This window comes from Kosakonia oryzendophytica (assembly GCF_027886705.1).
GTDB lineage: Bacteria > Pseudomonadota > Gammaproteobacteria > Enterobacterales > Enterobacteriaceae > Kosakonia > Kosakonia oryzendophytica.
Genome location: NZ_CP115659.1, coordinates 1,406,902 through 1,423,165, shown reverse-complemented (window position 1 = coordinate 1,423,165; position 16,264 = coordinate 1,406,902). Strand labels below are relative to the sequence as shown.

Below are 16,264 nucleotides of genomic sequence, written 5' to 3'. Positions count from 1 at the left end.
ACGTGCGTATCTTCGGTTTCCGGGGGCGCTGGCTCAATCGGATTTGTCGGATAGCTTCATCCGAAAGATGGAACAAAAAACCTTAAAATTCAGTCCATTATTCCTGATGATTGTAAGTATTGCAGTAAAATCACCGCCTTGCCGTCGCGTATCTCACCGTTTGCCATCATGGATAACGCCTGATGGAACGGCAACTCCAGCACTTCAATGTCTTCATCTTCTACGCCACCGCCGTAATTAGCGCGTTGTGCATCGCTGTATTCCGCAATAAAAAAGTGCACAATTTCCGTTACGCCGCCCGGCGACATATAGAGTTCGAAGACTTTACGCACCTCACCAACCTGGTAACCGGTCTCTTCAATGGCCTCTTTGCGAATACAAACTTCCGGCTCATCGTCATCCAGTAAACCAGCGCAAGACTCAATTAAGCGCCCATCTTCATTGCCGTTCACCCATGTGGCAATACGGAACTGACGAATCAGCACCACGCTCTGTTTTTCGCGGTTATACAACAGGATCGTGGCGCCATTACCCCGATCGTAGACTTCGCGCTTATGACGCACGACTTCGCCGTTCTGACGGGTCAGATCGTAGGTAATATTGCGCAGGATAAAGTAATTTTCAGAGAGGAGTTTATCTTTGATAACTTCAATTTTCAGCGACATACAGGCTCCAAAGCGCTAACAATCTGGCGTCATACTACGCCGTGGAGCCTGTTTTGTCGCGAAGAGCGTTAATGTTTACCCGGTGCTTTTACACCCAGCCAGTCCATCATGCCCTGCGCTGCATGGCGACCTTCTGCCATCGCAGTTACCACCAGATCGGCACCGCGTACCGCATCGCCACCGGCGAAAATTTTCGGGTTGCTGGTCTGATAACGGTAGGTGCTGTCGACACTGGCGGAAATCCGCCCCCAGTCGTCCACGCGAACCCCATGGCGTTCCAGCCACGGCATGGCATGCGGGTTAAAGCCAAACGCCATGATCACCGCATCGGCAGGCATCACAAATTCACTGTCAGCAATGGGCACCGGACGGCGACGGCCTTTGGCGTCCGGTTCACCGAGTTGCGTACGCAGTAAACGGATGCCACACACCTTACCTTCGCTATCCAGTTCCAGGTTCACTGGCTGCACATTGAATTCAAACTCTGCCCCTTCCTCGCGGGCGTTTTTCACCTCTTTCTTTGAACCCGGCATGTTGGCTTCGTCGCGGCGATAGGCGCAAGTGACTTTGCTGGCACCATGACGTAGCGAGGTACGCACACAATCCATCGCTGTATCGCCGCCGCCCAGCACCACGACATTCAGTCCTTCAGTGTTGATAAAGGGCTCTTCAACGCTATCCGGCAACCCCATTAAGTGCCTGGTGTTGGCAACCAGGAAGGGCAGCGCATCGTAAACTCCTGGCGCATCTTCATTCGGCAAACCGGCCTTCATTGAACGGTAGGTTCCTACCCCCACAAACACGGCGTCATACTCATCCAGCAGCGTATCGAGGGAGATGTTTTTGCCAATTTCACAGTTCAGTTCAAAACGGATGCCCATTGCGCTGAAGATTTCCCGGCGACGCGCCAGCAGCGATTTATCCAGCTTAAAGGCGGGAATACCGAAGGTCAGCAACCCACCGATTTCCGGGTGGCGATCGAAAACCGTTGCGCTCACGCCATGACGCGCCAGCACATCGGCGCAGGCCAGTCCCGCCGGTCCGGCCCCGATGATCGCCACACGTTTGTTCACCGCCTGCACCTGTTGTAAATCCGGCCGCCAGCCCTGTGCCAATGCCTGATCGGAAATATAGCGTTCGATATTGCCAATGGTGACCGCGCCGTATTCGTCGCGCACTGTGCAAGCCCCTTCGCACAGGCGATCCTGCGGGCAGACGCGGCCGGTGATTTCCGGCAGACAGTTGGTCTGATGGGAAAGCTCGACCGCTGCGGCAATATCGCCCGCTTTTACCCGTTCAATCCACTGCGGAATATGGTTGTGCAGTGGGCAGGTCCATTCGCATATGCTGTGTTCACCGCACGTCAGGCACCGTTCCGCTTCGCGGTGCGCCTGATCTGCATGAAACGGCAGATAGATTTCGTCGAAACCGGTTTTACGCGCCGCCACTGGCAGTTTGTCCGGCTCACCGCGCGGCGGTGTTTTACGCATTTGCCGCACCTTGCGATCGTCGAATGCTGGCACCAGCGCTGCAACGCTGTGCCACGGCTGCGCTTCATGGCTGGCCGCACGCAAACGACGCGCTTTTGATATCTCCGACAATGCATCGCCGTTTACGAGCTGCAATGCATTGGCCGGGCAGTTTTGCGCACAGGCCGGCCCCTCTGCCCGATCGCGGCACAGATCGCATTTATGGGCGGTGGCTTTCACCCTCCCCTCGCCAATGGGCGTTACCAGGACCTGCAGGGTGCCGAACGGGCACGCGACAACGCAGGACTTACAGCCGATGCACTTCTGCTGGTCGACCTGCACGGCATCATCGACACGACCGATCGCACCGTTCGGGCAACTGCGGGCACAGGGTGCAGCTTCACAGTGGCGGCAGGTCACCGCGCTGCGCTGCTGCTGATGTTTAATTACCGTAATGCGCGGATGAAAATGCGCCGGACTGACGACATGCTGCTCTTCATTGTGAGCCATTACGCACGCCACTTCGCAGGCACGACATCCTATACATTGCTGGCTATTCGCCATAATAAAGCGATTCATGGCACCCTTCTTTTCTGGTTTAATAAACCCTGTTTTTTATATGAGCATTGTATTTACCGGGGCAGTTTCACGCTGGCAATGTACAATTGCCCAGATAGGTTATCTATTTGTCACGAACTTGTAGCAGATCAATTTATTTCAGGATTTCTGAACACTAATTTCATTCGATGGGCGTTCGTGCTGCCGTTTGCCGCACGTAACATCAGGAATCGGGAACAGCGACTGTGTCAGTGAAAAGACCTGTGTCATCCAGTCTCGCCAAAGCCTTTTTCTATATTGTCCTGTTGTCGTTACTCTCAACAGGTATCGCATTGATTACCCTTGCCAGCAGCCTGCGCGATGCGGAAGCCATTAACATTGCCGGATCATTGCGTATGCAAAGCTATCGTCTCGGCTACGATCTGCGCGCCGATCCCGACAAGCTGGTCGGGCACCGACAGCGCTATCTACAGACGCTGAATTCGCCGGTGCTGCAACATCTTCATCACTGGTATATCCCGCAGGATGTTCAACAGCGTTATGGGCAATTGCACGATAGCTGGCAACAGATGGATGCGCGGCTGGCGCAGCATGATACGCAGTGGTATCAGCAGAATATTCAGGGTTACGTCGGCAACATCGATCTGTTTGTGCTGGCACTTCAGCACTATGCCGAACGCAAAATGATACTGGTGGTGATCATTTCACTGCTGGGCGCAACGGGGATTTTCCTCCTCGTATTTTTCACTCTGCACCGCATCCGCCAGCACGTGGTGAAACCGCTCCGCCAGTTGATGACCGCCAGCCAGCAAATCCAGAAGGGGCACTTTTCTTACCCGCCACTCAATATTCACCTTGATAACGAACTGGGCCTGCTGGCCTCGACATTCGACCGGATGTCCGGCGAGCTGTTAAAGCTGTATCGCTCGCTGGAAGCCTCCGTCGAGGAAAAAACCCGCGACCTGCATGACGCGCATCGTCGTCTGGAAGTGATGTACCAGTGCTCGCAGGCGCTCAACACCAGCCAGCTTGATGTGCACTCACTGCGCCATGTCCTGCGTATTGTCTATGAACATGAGGCGGCCAGTTATCTGGAGCTGGTGACGGATGATAACTGGTGTCTGCAACAGGGAAAACAGGATCCGCAGCGTCCGCTGGGCAGTTTGCCAGTGAATATGCAGGATAACGTTCTGGGTGAGTTGCGCTGGCAGAGTGCACAGCAGCATGCCTCTATACCGTTAATGCGCAGTATCGCCACCATTCTCGGGCGCGGGCTGTATATCAATCAGGCGCAAAAACAGTATCAGCAATTGATACTGATGGAGGAACGCGCCACGATTGCTCGTGAGCTACACGATTCGCTGGCACAGATGCTCTCGTATTTACGCATCCAGTTAACGTTACTGAAACGCGCCGTGCCGGACGAAAACGCACCGGCACATGTCATCATTGATGATTTTTCTCGCGGGCTGAATAACGCATACCGTCAGTTGCGCGAGCTGTTGACCACCTTCCGTCTGTCACTACAACAGAGTGATTTGACCGCAGCGTTGCGCGAAGCACTGGATCTGCTGCAAAGCCAGACTCAGGCGAAGCTAAGCCTGGATTGCCGCCTGCCAACCCAGGCGCTGGACGCTCAACAGCAGATCAATGTGCTGCAGATTATCCGCGAAGCAGTTATCAACGCCATCAAGCATTCCGGTGCCAGCGACATTAACGTCACTTGCGTCACCGATCCCGATGGGGCGCACTCCATCTATATTCGCGATAATGGCATAGGTATGAGCACCACGGCGGAGCCAGACGGACATTATGGGTTGAGCATCATGCACGAGCGGGCAGAAAGACTGAATGGCACGCTGGATATTGTTTCACCGTCGGGCGGCGGAACGGAAGTGCAGCTTCGCTTTCCGCATGCCGGCCAACCAAAACGTCAACCAATGTAAAGAAAAGCATAGAATTACATGATCTGGCGGAAGGAGTTTTGCTTAAATCGCGTTTTGCATAGTTATGCCTTAACCCGGCATGATAATTTACATTTTATCCTTATTTTCTCCACGATTGATTTCTGCATTGCCGCTACATTGATGCAAGCAATGTCACTATAACGATACGCAGCAATAGAGGTCTGGCTTCTGATGGCGAATTTTTTTATTGATCGCCCCATTTTTGCGTGGGTGCTGGCGATCCTGATCTGTCTCACGGGAACACTTGCCATTATTTCTTTACCGGTCGAACAATATCCTGATTTAGCCCCACCGAACGTCCGTATCACCGCTAATTATCCCGGTGCATCTGCACAAACGCTGGAAAACACCGTGACGCAGGTTATCGAGCAAAACATGACCGGGCTCGATAACCTGATGTACATGTCATCACAAAGCAGCGCAACGGGCCAGGCGACGATCACGCTTAACTTTAAAGCCGGTACCGACCCTGACGAAGCCGTCCAGCAAGTACAGAACCAGTTACAATCGGCACTGCGTAAGTTGCCGCAAAAAGTGCAAAATCAGGGCGTCACCGTGCGTAAAACCGGTGACACCAACATCCTGACTCTCGCCTTTGTCTCAACCGACGGCTCAATGGATAAACAGGATATCGCCGATTATGTCGCCAGTAACATTCAGGATCCTATCAGCCGTGTGAATGGTGTGGGGGATATTGATGCCTACGGCACGCAATACTCGATGCGTATCTGGCTCGATCCGGCGAAGCTCAACAGCTATCAGATGACCGCGTCTGACGTGACAAGTGCTATCTCTTCGCAGAATGCGCAGATTGCCGTTGGTCAGCTTGGCGGAACGCCGTCGGTTGATCGCCAGGCGCTGAACGCCACCATTAATGCCCAATCGTTATTACAAACCCCGGAGCAGTTCCGCAATATTACGTTGCGCGTCAATCAGGACGGCTCGGAAGTCAAACTGGGCGACGTCGCAACGGTGGAACTGGGTGCGGAAAAGTACGACAACCTCAGCCGTTTTAACGGTAAAGCTGCGTCGGGTCTTGGGGTAAAACTGGCTTCCGGGGCTAACGAAATGGCGACGGCGGAACTGGTGCTAAAACGCCTCGATGAGCTGGCGCCCTATTTCCCGCATGGTCTGGAGTATAAAGTCGCTTACGAAACCACGTCGTTCGTTAAAGCCTCCATTATCGACGTGGTGAAAACCCTGCTTGAAGCTATCGCGCTGGTGTTCCTTGTGATGTATCTGTTCTTGCAAAATTTCCGCGCCACGCTTATCCCCACCATTGCCGTGCCAGTGGTGTTACTCGGGACATTTGCTGTGCTCTACGCCTTTGGCTACAGCATTAACACGCTGACCATGTTCGCGGTGGTGCTGGCGATCGGTTTACTGGTCGACGATGCCATCGTCGTTGTGGAAAACGTTGAGCGCATTATGACCGAAGAGGGGTTGTCGCCACGGGAAGCAACGCGTAAATCAATGGGGCAGATCCAGGGGGCGTTGGTGGGGATCGCCATGGTACTGTCGGCAGTCTTTGTCCCGATGGCCTTTTTCGGCGGCACCACCGGTGCCATTTACCGCCAGTTCTCCATCACCATTGTGTCGGCGATGGTGCTGTCAGTGCTGGTGGCAATGATCCTCACGCCAGCTCTGTGCGCCACGCTGCTGAAGCCGCTGCACAAGGGAGAGTTGCACGGGCAAAAAGGGTTCTTCGGGGCCTTTAACCGCATCTTCAACCGTAACGCCGACCGTTATGAAACGGCGGTAGGCCGGGTTCTGCACCGCAGTCTGCGCTGGATTTTGCTCTATGTGTTGCTGATTGGTGCCATGGTGCTGCTGTTTCTGCGTCTGCCTACGTCATTTTTGCCACAGGAAGATCGCGGGATGTTCACCACTTCCGTGCAATTACCCAGTGGCGCAACGCAGCAGCAGACCCTGAAAGTGGTGCAGAAGGTAGAAGACTATTTCTTCACCCATGAAAAAGAGAATGTCTCGTCAGTGTTTGCCACCGTCGGCTCCGGCCCTGGCGGTAACGGGCAAAACGTCGCGCGTTTGTTTATTCGTCTGAAAGACTGGGACGAGCGCGATCCGAACAGCGGCAGCGCCTTCGCCATTATTGAACGCGCCACCAAAGCCTTTAACCGGATTAAAGAGGCCCGCGTTTTCGCCAGTAGCCCTCCGGCTATCAGCGGGTTGGGGAGCTCAGCCGGTTTCGACATGGAGCTACAGGATCACGCCGGAGCAGGCCACGATGCGCTGATGAATGCCCGCGATCGCTTGCTTGAGCTTGCGGCCAAAGAGCCGACATTAACCCGCGTCCGCCATAATGGCCTCGATGACAGCGCGCAGTTGCAGATCGATATCGATCAGCGCAAAGCGCAAGCGCTGGGGGTCTCCATTAATGATATTAACGACACGCTGCAAACCGCATGGGGTTCCAGCTACGTGAACGACTTTATGGATCGCGGTCGCGTGAAGAAGGTCTACGTACAGGCAGCGGCAAAATACCGCATGCTGCCGGATGATATTAATCTGTGGTATGTGCGTAACAGCAGCGGCGGCATGGTACCGTTCTCCGCTTTCGCCACGTCGCACTGGGAAACCGGATCGCCCCGTCTGGAGCGTTACAACGGCTATGCCGCGGTGGAAATTGTGGGTGAGTCTGCCCCTGGCGTCAGTACCGGTACAGCCATGGATGTGATGGAAAAACTGGTCAGCCAGTTACCGGGTGGTTTTGGTCTGGAATGGACAGCCATGTCCTATCAGGAACGCCTCTCCGGTGCACAAGCACCCGCGTTGTATGCGGTATCCCTGCTGGTGGTATTTTTGTGTCTGGCCGCGCTGTATGAGAGCTGGTCAGTGCCCTTCTCGGTGATGCTGGTCGTACCGCTTGGGGTGATCGGCGCACTGTTAGCGACATGGATGCGCGGGCTGGAAAACGATGTCTATTTCCAGGTCGGCTTGTTGACGGTAATCGGGTTATCGGCGAAGAACGCCATTTTGATCGTCGAGTTCGCCAATGATATGAATGCGAAAGGTGAAGATCTGCTGGTATCGACCCTGCATGCTTGCCGCCAGCGTTTACGTCCGATCCTGATGACCTCGCTGGCATTTGTCTTCGGGGTACTGCCGATGGCCACCAGCACCGGCGCGGGCTCCGGTAGTCAGCACGCAGTAGGCACCGGCGTGATGGGCGGTATGATTTCCGCAACATTACTTGCCATCTTCTTTGTGCCTCTGTTCTTTGTGCTGGTGCGCCGCCGCTTCCCGCTCAAAGAACGTGCGCAGTAAGATACTCCCCCTCTCCCCGAAAGGGGAGAATTAAGCGATGAAAACAAAAAAGGCGACCTGCGGGTCGCCTTTTTTCATGTGGATACTTTCACACATTTAGCTATAAGCCGTCACTGCTTAATAATTCTTCTGGATGTTATTTACGAAGCATGTCTTCGATAAAATCTTTCCAGTTCCCCAGTTCATGTTCAATCATAACTACCTCTCTTATTATTGCGATCATTCTACTTAAAACAGCAGCCACTGTGAAGATACTTCAACCAATTGCTTTAATCGTTGTTTGCAGGGTATGTTTAATAACTGGTTTCACTATGCGCCGTTCACCTGTCATTTAATGTGAGTAACGGCAATATTCCGTAAAAACTTTAGGGCCAAATGAAATGACATTCACATTGTGTGATAAACATTCCATTAATGAGGTTGACTGGTTGGAATTAAGTGCCTTGCTCGCCGCAGGCGGGCTCAATCAGCGCCCGCCTGACCTCGTAGAGCAGGCGTGGTGTAACAGCACCTTTTGCTGGTTCGGTTACCATGACGGCGAACTGGTCGCTACAGCCCGCGCCATCAGCGATTTAACATGGGCAAGCTATGTGGCTGATATTGTTGTCGCTCCGCAAATGCAGGGTCGCGGTTATGGTAAACAATTAATGATGGACATCGTTAAAACATTATTACCTCACGGTAAAATCTTTATTTATTCAGTGCCGGAAAAAACGGGATTTTATCAACAATATGGTTTTCGCTTTTTAACAACCGGAATGGTATGCGCAACATCTGAGAGTTTATTCAAGCTGGAGCAGAGTGGCTATATTCGCTGAATTATCATTAACAGGCGAATGATATTCTTTTTAAAATCCGTTATTCTAAATTCTTGTTCAAATAACCAAAAATGAGACAAAAGGATTCACCATGTTCACAATGTACGGTATCAAAAACTGCGACACCATCAAAAAAGCCCGTCGCTGGCTGGAGGAAAACCAGGTGGATTATCGCTTTCACGATTACCGGGCAGACGGCATTGATGCACAACTGCTGCATACTTTTATTGCAGAACTGGGCTGGGAAGCTCTGCTGAACACACGGGGCACTACCTGGCGTAAATTGGATGCCTCCCTGCGCGACACGATCACCCACGCCGATGCTGCCGTTGCACTGATGGTGGAAATGCCAGCAATTATCAAACGACCATTGCTCTGCGCGCCCGGTAAGCCTATGCTGCTGGGTTTCAATGAATCCAGTTATGAGAAGTTTATCAACGAGGTGTAGTTTATGTCGTGCCCGGTTATTGAGCTGACACAGCAGCTTATTCGTCGCCCTTCTCTCAGTCCCGATGACGCGGGATGTCAGGCGTTAATGATTGCGCGCCTGCGTGCTATCGGTTTCACCGTTGAGCCGATGGATTTTGGCGACACGCAAAACTTCTGGGCATGGCGTGGTCAGGGGGAAACGCTGGCCTTCGCCGGTCATACCGACGTGGTTCCGGCCGGTGATGCGGATCGCTGGATCAATCCCCCGTTTGAACCCACCATCCGCGATGGCATGCTGTTTGGCCGTGGCGCGGCGGACATGAAAGGATCACTGGCGGCCATGGTCGTTGCCGCCGAGCGATTCGTCGCTCAGCACCCGCAGCATAAAGGCCGCCTCGCATTTCTGATCACCTCCGATGAAGAAGCCAGCGCCGCGAACGGCACGGTCAAAGTGGTGGAAACGCTGATGGCGCGCAACGAACGCCTGGATTACTGCCTGGTAGGTGAACCGTCGAGCACGGAAGTGGTGGGCGACGTGGTAAAAAATGGCCGCCGCGGTTCCATGACCTGTAACCTGACTATCCATGGCGTACAGGGCCACGTGGCGTATCCGCATCTCGCCGATAACCCGGTGCACCGCGCCGCCCCCATGATCAGCGAACTGGTGGGCATCGAATGGGATAAAGGCAACGACTATTTCCCACCGACCAGTATGCAAATTGCCAATATCAAAGCCGGTACGGGCAGCAACAACGTGATTCCTGGCGATCTGTTTGTGCAGTTTAACTTCCGCTTCAGTACTGAACTGACGGATGAGATGATCAAAGCAAAAGTTATTGCGCTGCTGGAAAAACATCAGCTGCGTTATACCGTGGAGTGGTGGATCTCCGGGCAACCGTTTTTGACCGGGCGCGGCAAACTGGTGGATGCGGTCGTGAACGCCATTGAGCACTATAATGAGATTAAACCGCAGTTGTTAACCACTGGTGGCACCTCGGATGGCCGTTTTATCGCGCAAATGGGTGCGCAAGTGGTTGAACTTGGGCCGGTCAACGCGACCATTCACAAGATTAACGAATGCGTGAACGCTGCGGATTTGCAGATGCTTGCCCGTATGTATCAACGCATTATGGAACAACTCATCGCCTGACGGGTCTGGAGGATTGCATGGACTGGCTTGCTAAATACTGGTGGATCCTGGTGCTGGTGTTTTTACTCGGCGTGATACTGAATGTGATTAAAGATCTGAATCGCGTCGACCATAAAAAATTCCTCGCCAACAAACCGGAGCTTCCTCCCCATCGTGATTTTAACGACAAGTGGGATGATGAAGATGACTGGCCAAAAAAAGACCAGCCGAAAAAGTAACACACCGTACGCCACTCCCGCCGGGAGTGGCTGTTTTATATCAGTTCAATGATATCGTCGTTATCAGGTTTGCCACCGCTTAACGCCTCATCAAAATAGTGCTTCGGCACGGTATAGCGCAGATGGTTCAGCGCCAGCGCCATGCTGCGGTCATCAATGGCATGCTCCAAATCCTCCACGATATCCAGCGTCACATCGCCCCCCAGGCTCTGCAAGGCTTCCTCTGCGGCAACGGCCCAGGCCAGATCGATAACGCGGTCTTCCCCACCGTGGATCAAGTGAATGGTATGTGCAGCAGAAACCGCCTGCGGCAGCGTGGCATAGCGACCATTAAACGCGATCACCCGTGAGGCCAGATCGGGCTGGGCTTTTACCCCTTCCAACGCCATGATTGCGCCCTGGGAAAAACCGATCAGTGCCGTCGCCCGGGCATCAAGCCCGCTCTGTTTCTGCCAGTAACGCACGGTATCGATAAACACCGGCATAATGGCATCCACACGCTGTTGCCGGTTCTCTTCCGTTACGCCATCCACGGAAAACCATTGACGCCCTGGCGCAGGACCGCTGGCTTCGGCGCCGCCGATACTGACCACCAGTGCATCCGGAAATTGCGCGGCGAACCGGCTACCGATTTCGCCCATCCCGACAGGGTTATCGCCGACGCCATGAAACAGCAGCAGCAATTGTTTCGCCGGAGTTTGGGGACTTTGCACGACAAAATGGTCATGTTTCATGGTTCTCTCCTTCATTTGATAGATGCAGTTTACGCCGGGGAGCAATAATGACCATGCCATTTAACTGAAGGAGTTAGTTAAAAAAACTGCAGTTTCTTCACCTGTTCTTTCAGCATTTCTGTGCGTTGCGTATCAAGCGCGCACAAAGCCTGTGCCGCCTCCACGCGCTGCCGTGCCAGCAAGGCTTTACGGCCAGAAAGAGATAAGCACTCGCACAGCGTTTGCTCGCGCTCGCCAGCGGTAAGCTGGCCTCGCAACGCCAGCAGCGGTAACGCGCTACGGTTCAACAAACGGTGTAATGCGCCCATCGCTGCGGATAATGGGCGATGGGCAAAAGCAAACCCCGCCAGCTCACACCAGTCATCATCATTAAAGGTAGCCGTTTGTGCCGACGGAAGGGGTAACGTTTCCTGCCGCCAGTGGGAAAGCCAGGGCAGATCGCGTGCCAGCCGCACTTGCTCACGCGCCGCTAATTCGTGCCCGGCTGTGGTTAATGGCAACAGCGCCATGGCGTTGTAACAGCCGCTGCTGGCTTCCCGGTGACTTCCCAGGCGCACCAGCAAAAAACCGCAGCGCTGCCAGAAACGCCACAGCATGGGCGTGTAACCAAAACTGACAGAGAGATAATCGACACCATAACTGTTCGCCTGCGCCCGGGTGATTAACGCCGAACCGATGCCTTCACGCTGGCTGTAGGGATGAACCGCAATGCGACTAATCCGCAACCCGCGCAGGGTTGCCGCCAGCGGACTGCCACCATGCGCCGCCAGCGATTGCGCCACCAGATTGCCACGCGGGCGACGAAAACCGGCCCACACAGCCTGGCTTAACGCCTCGCTGAGTCCCCCCTCTTCCACCAGCCACAACGCTGCCACGATCGTCTGCGCTTTTTCCGCCAGCCAGAAATGCTGTCCGGGGGCATCCATCATGCGCCGCAAATCGAGTGGAGAAGTACGGTAATGCGCACTCGCCAACAGGCGATAGAGCGCAGCAGGTTGCGCGGGAATGTGCTGCCATGCACGCTGTGCCAGCGGCTGCATCACACATTCGCCTTTCGGAACATCAGCGAGGTGGGCATCGTCAAACAGCAGCAGCGTACTGATAAAGCGCTCCAGCGGGCAGCCTTTCGCCCAGCGCAGTGGCGTGCTCAGTGTGGAATGACGCAAGCGTGGAAAACTCGCACAGAACTTGAGCAGAAATCCCTGACCGGTACCTTCATATCCCTGAACCGTGGTGGTCAGTAACACATGGCTGAATGCGGCCGTCAGGGCATGCAGCAACGGGCCTGGGATCGCCGCGGCTTCATCCACCACCAGCCAGCCGGGCTGCGCACCGGTGCGCTCAATCTGCTGCAATAATGCATCCGGCGCGATAAAGGTAAAGCGTTCTCCGGCATAATGCGCCAGCACATCGGTTGCGGCACGCGCCGGAGCCGTGATCACCACTGGATCGGATAACTGCGCGATATGCATACCCGCCAGCGCCGATTTGCCACGACCGCGCGGGGCCGTCACCACCATCACGCCAGGCGGCATGGTACGTAGTGCGGTAAGGATCTGCGCTTGCTCATGTTCAGGCTCCCCCGTTGCCGGATGCCAGGCCGGGCGGGCAGCAAAGCGGGGAAGCATGAGAGGCTGATTTTCATGCCACTGTACCGTCTCGCCGTCTGCTGCGGCGGTCTGGCAGAAATGTCGAACAAATGTGGGGACGGGGATGGGATCGACAGTGTCGCTCCAGCGGCAACTGTCGGCGTCTGGCAAGTGCGGCCACTGCGCCTGCGGCGGCGTTAACAACACCAGCCAGCTTCCGGCCTTTAACGTTCCGCCCAGTGCAGCAAAAGCAGCAACATCAAAGCCCTGGCGTGCATCAAAAATCGCATGGCGGAATTCTCGCCCGAGCAGGGTTGCGAGCGCGCGCGGCGAACAGTGCGGTGACCAGCCTGCTGGCTCACCGACCCACAGCCAGTCTCCCGGCACGGTTACACGTAACGTCTCAGCGTGCTGTTCGCACCACGCTGCCTGACCGCTTACCACCAGTAACCGACGGATGCCTTCCTGCGCCATCCGCGCGGTCTCTTCAATAAATGCCTGCATCACAAAGAATTACAACTGCCCGCTAAACGTGTCGCACTGCGCCGGATCGCCGCTGTCCATACCGCGCTTGAACCAGCTATAGCGCTGTTCCGACGTACCGTGGGTGAAGCTGTCCGGGAAGACCTGCCCCTGGCTGCGCTGTTGTAAACGGTCGTCACCAATGGCCCGCGCGGCATTCAGCGCCTCTTCCAGATCGCCCGGCTCCAGCACCCCCTGCTGCTGCATGCTGTGCCCCCAGACGCCCGCATAGCAATCCGCCTGTAGCTCCAGCCGTACGGAAAGCGCATTAACCTGCGTCGGCGAGGCATTCTGCTGCAGGCGGCGAACTTTCTCTTCAGTACCCAGCAATTTCTGTACGTGATGCCCGACTTCATGGGCAATGACATAACCCTGCGCAAAATCGCCATCCGCGCCCAGTTTGGTTTTCATTTCGTCGTAAAAAGAGAGGTCGATATAGATCTTGCTGTCCGCCGGACAGTAGAACGGCCCCATAATGGCTTGCCCGATACCGCACCCCGTATTGAAACGATTACGGTACAGCACCAGTTTAGGCTGCTGGTAGTGACGCCCCATTTTTTCAAACAGTTGTCCCCAGGTCTCTTCGGTGGTGGCAAATATCACGCTGGTAAAACGCGCGGATTCATCCTCCTGCGGGTTAATGTGTTGTTGCTGTGAGGGGGGATTGACAGGTTGGCCGGTTAACAGGCCGGTTAAGTCGACACCGTAATAACTGGCTACTATCACCAGAAACAGCAGAATGATCCCGCCTTTACCGCCAGGCAGGCGAAAACCCGGCCCCCGGATGAACGGACCGCCCGACTCATCGCGTCGGTCTTCTACATTGTTGCTTTCTCGACGCCCTTGCCAGCGCATAACAACCTCACTATTCCAATAATGGACTCAGTGTATATATGATCGTAGGCGCTTAGGGAAGGATTACCACAGGAAAAACGGTGCAGAAAACCAGAGGATACCATGACCCTCTGGTTATGACGCAGACAGGCAATCAGTCGAGTTTCACACCCAGGCGGTGCGCAACGGCTTCATATGCTTCGATCAGGCCACCGAGGCTCTGGCGGAAGCGATCTTTGTCCATTTTATCCAGCGTCTCTTTGTCCCACAGGCGGCTACCGTCCGGAGAGAACTCGTCGCCCAGCACCACTTCGCCTTTAAACAGACCGAATTCCAGTTTGAAGTCGACAAGGATCAGACCCGCGCCATCAAACAGTTTTTTCAGTACGTCGTTGGCTTTGTAAGTCAGCTCTTTCATGCGCGCCAGGTTTTCTTTATTCACCCAACCGAAAGTTTCGCAGTATGACTCGTTAATCATGGGATCATGCATGGCGTCATTTTTCAGGAACATATCGAACAATGGCGGATTCAGCTCGATGCCTTCCTCAATACCCAGACGTTTCACCAGCGAACCGGCGGCACGGTTACGGACAACACACTCAACCGGCACCATCTCCAGTTTTTTCACCAGGCATTCGGTATCGGAGAGCAGCGCTTCCATCTGGGTCGGGATACCCGCTTCTTGCAGTTTGCTCATAATGAAATGGTTGAACTTGTTGTTCACCATGCCCTTACGATCGAACTGTTCGATGCGCGCGCCATCCCCTGCTGACGTATCATTGCGGAATTCGAGCACCAACAGATCCGGGTTTTCCGTACTGTAAACGGTCTTCGCTTTGCCACGATACAACTCAGCTTGCTTTTGCATCTTTGTTACTCCAGGTGTGATGATATAAATCGAATTTGGCTATTTTACGCCGACGCACACGTTTGCGTCACCATAATAAAAAAGGCCGGATACGATCCGGCCTTCGGGATTAGTGGTTAAAGGCAGACTGGAATGCGGCTACCAGCGCATCATTCTGCGATTGCGTCAGGGTATGACCTTTCGGATCAATAAACTGGAGGCTGCTGCGGTTGTCTAAATCACCGACCTGCAGTTTATAATCACCGGAAACGAGGCCCGGATCGCGCGCACCAAGATCGCGCCAGCCGCTGTCAGACAGTGGCTTGTAGGTCACCGCCATGCTACCGGTAGAGCGCGTGCTGTCGGTCACTTTCATGCCCACTTTTTCCAGTACGCCAGGCAGACGCTGCCACACGACGTTAAACGGACCACGCACCACCAGCATTGGCAGACCGGTGTCGTCCGCCGCGCTCTGAACATCCAGCGAGGTTACGCTGCGTTTTTCTGCGGCGTTTTGCGCATCGGTCGCGGTTTGATCCAGCCCGGCGGAAATCACGTTCAGCATTTCAGCGCTGTAGCGCTGCAGCGATGCGGCATCCGCTACCGGTTTGCCTGCTTGTTCCAGGTTCACCAGTTTCACCACCACCGCTTGCTGATACCCCTGCGGTTTTACCGAGATTTGATAACGACCACGGTACTGCTGATCTTCATCCAGACGGTTCCAGTCAACCCAGTCGGTTGTCAGGGTCTGCGACGCATCGTCACGTTTGGCAATGGCGTAGTTTTTCGCCTGAAGCACGCTTACCACCTGCGGCCACAGCGTGCTGTTACGGCCCTTTTCAACCATCAGCGTTGCAGTGTCGCCAGTAAACTGGGTGCGCGCACCGCTTACCAGCGCCAGCGGCTGAGCCGGCGGGCGAATATCTAACTGTTTGCCAACAGCGCCGCTGCCATTGGTTACAGGGACGTTGTAATCCCCGTTCTGCACCGGAAGGATCATCCCGGCCGGCGCATGAAGTTCAGCGAGCGGAGCAGCATCCAGATAGGACTCGTCACCGCTAACCTGACGCTTGTAACGTGAATCGGAACTACAGGCGGCGAGCAACATCACAAGTGAAACACCCGCTACCTTCGCCAGGCGCGACTTCTGTACTGAGTAAGCCATCAAATCTCCCTAAA

General features: G+C 54.6%; 14 protein-coding genes. 6 read left to right on the top strand and 8 right to left on the bottom strand.

Going from position 1 to position 16,264, the window contains the following annotated elements:
* Positions 1-89 precede the first annotated feature (89 nt).
* Positions 90-665, bottom strand: coding sequence for a GDP-mannose pyrophosphatase NudK (gene nudK, locus O9K67_RS06950; RefSeq protein ID WP_061493775.1), 576 nt, complete (start codon positions 663-665; stop codon positions 90-92).
* Between the two features lie 68 nt (positions 666-733).
* Positions 734-2,713, bottom strand: a complete 1,980-nt coding sequence (gene aegA, locus O9K67_RS06945; RefSeq protein WP_061493774.1) for a formate-dependent uric acid utilization protein AegA — start codon at positions 2,711-2,713, stop codon at positions 734-736.
* A 224-nt stretch (positions 2,714-2,937) separates the two neighbouring features.
* Between aegA and narQ the strand changes: the two genes are divergently transcribed.
* Positions 2,938-4,638 carry a nitrate/nitrite two-component system sensor histidine kinase NarQ gene (narQ, locus tag O9K67_RS06940; RefSeq protein ID WP_061493773.1) on the top strand — a complete coding sequence of 567 codons (1,701 nt, stop codon included), beginning with the start codon at positions 2,938-2,940 and terminating at the stop codon, positions 4,636-4,638.
* Positions 4,639-4,830: 192 nt separating this feature from the next.
* Positions 4,831-7,944, top strand: coding sequence for a multidrug efflux RND transporter permease AcrD (gene acrD / locus O9K67_RS06935; RefSeq protein WP_061493772.1), 3,114 nt, complete (start codon positions 4,831-4,833; stop codon positions 7,942-7,944).
* 136 nt (positions 7,945-8,080) lie between these two features.
* On the opposite strand, the gene ypfM is transcribed toward acrD, so the two are convergent.
* Entirely contained in the window at positions 8,081-8,140 is a 60-nt protein-coding gene (gene ypfM / locus O9K67_RS06930; protein ID WP_087867655.1) for a protein YpfM, read from the bottom strand.
* Positions 8,141-8,324: 184 nt separating this feature from the next.
* On the opposite strand from ypfM, the gene O9K67_RS06925 reads away from it, so the two are divergent.
* From O9K67_RS06925 to O9K67_RS06910, 4 genes are all read left to right on the top strand, one after another.
* Positions 8,325-8,762, top strand: a complete 438-nt coding sequence (locus O9K67_RS06925; protein ID WP_061493771.1) for a GNAT family N-acetyltransferase — start codon at positions 8,325-8,327, stop codon at positions 8,760-8,762.
* Between the two features lie 91 nt (positions 8,763-8,853).
* Positions 8,854-9,210 (top strand): ArsC family reductase, encoded by a 357-nt coding sequence (locus tag O9K67_RS06920; protein WP_061493770.1) that lies wholly within the window; start codon positions 8,854-8,856, stop codon positions 9,208-9,210.
* 3 nt (positions 9,211-9,213) lie between these two features.
* Positions 9,214-10,341 carry a succinyl-diaminopimelate desuccinylase gene (gene dapE / locus O9K67_RS06915; protein WP_061493769.1) on the top strand — a complete coding sequence of 376 codons (1,128 nt, stop codon included), beginning with the start codon at positions 9,214-9,216 and terminating at the stop codon, positions 10,339-10,341.
* A gap of 17 nt (positions 10,342-10,358) precedes the next feature.
* Complete coding sequence (locus O9K67_RS06910) at positions 10,359-10,559, top strand: YpfN family protein (protein ID WP_061493768.1); 201 nt, start codon at positions 10,359-10,361, stop codon at positions 10,557-10,559.
* A gap of 35 nt (positions 10,560-10,594) precedes the next feature.
* Here the strand turns inward: O9K67_RS06910 and ypfH are convergent, their stop codons facing one another.
* From ypfH to bamC, 5 genes are all read right to left on the bottom strand, one after another.
* On the bottom strand, positions 10,595-11,293 hold the full coding sequence (gene ypfH / locus O9K67_RS06905; protein WP_061493767.1) for an esterase: 699 nt from the start codon (positions 11,291-11,293) through the stop codon (positions 10,595-10,597).
* A 77-nt stretch (positions 11,294-11,370) separates the two neighbouring features.
* Positions 11,371-13,386 (bottom strand): tRNA(Met) cytidine acetyltransferase TmcA, encoded by a 2,016-nt coding sequence (locus O9K67_RS06900; protein ID WP_061493766.1) that lies wholly within the window; start codon positions 13,384-13,386, stop codon positions 11,371-11,373.
* Between the two features lie 9 nt (positions 13,387-13,395).
* Positions 13,396-14,259, bottom strand: a complete 864-nt coding sequence (gene ypfJ / locus O9K67_RS06895; RefSeq protein ID WP_061493765.1) for a KPN_02809 family neutral zinc metallopeptidase — start codon at positions 14,257-14,259, stop codon at positions 13,396-13,398.
* 133 nt (positions 14,260-14,392) lie between these two features.
* Positions 14,393-15,106, bottom strand: coding sequence for a phosphoribosylaminoimidazolesuccinocarboxamide synthase (gene purC, locus O9K67_RS06890; protein ID WP_061493764.1), 714 nt, complete (start codon positions 15,104-15,106; stop codon positions 14,393-14,395).
* Between the two features lie 109 nt (positions 15,107-15,215).
* Positions 15,216-16,250, bottom strand: coding sequence for an outer membrane protein assembly factor BamC (gene bamC / locus O9K67_RS06885; protein WP_061493763.1), 1,035 nt, complete (start codon positions 16,248-16,250; stop codon positions 15,216-15,218).
* Positions 16,251-16,264: the final 14 nt, after the last annotated feature.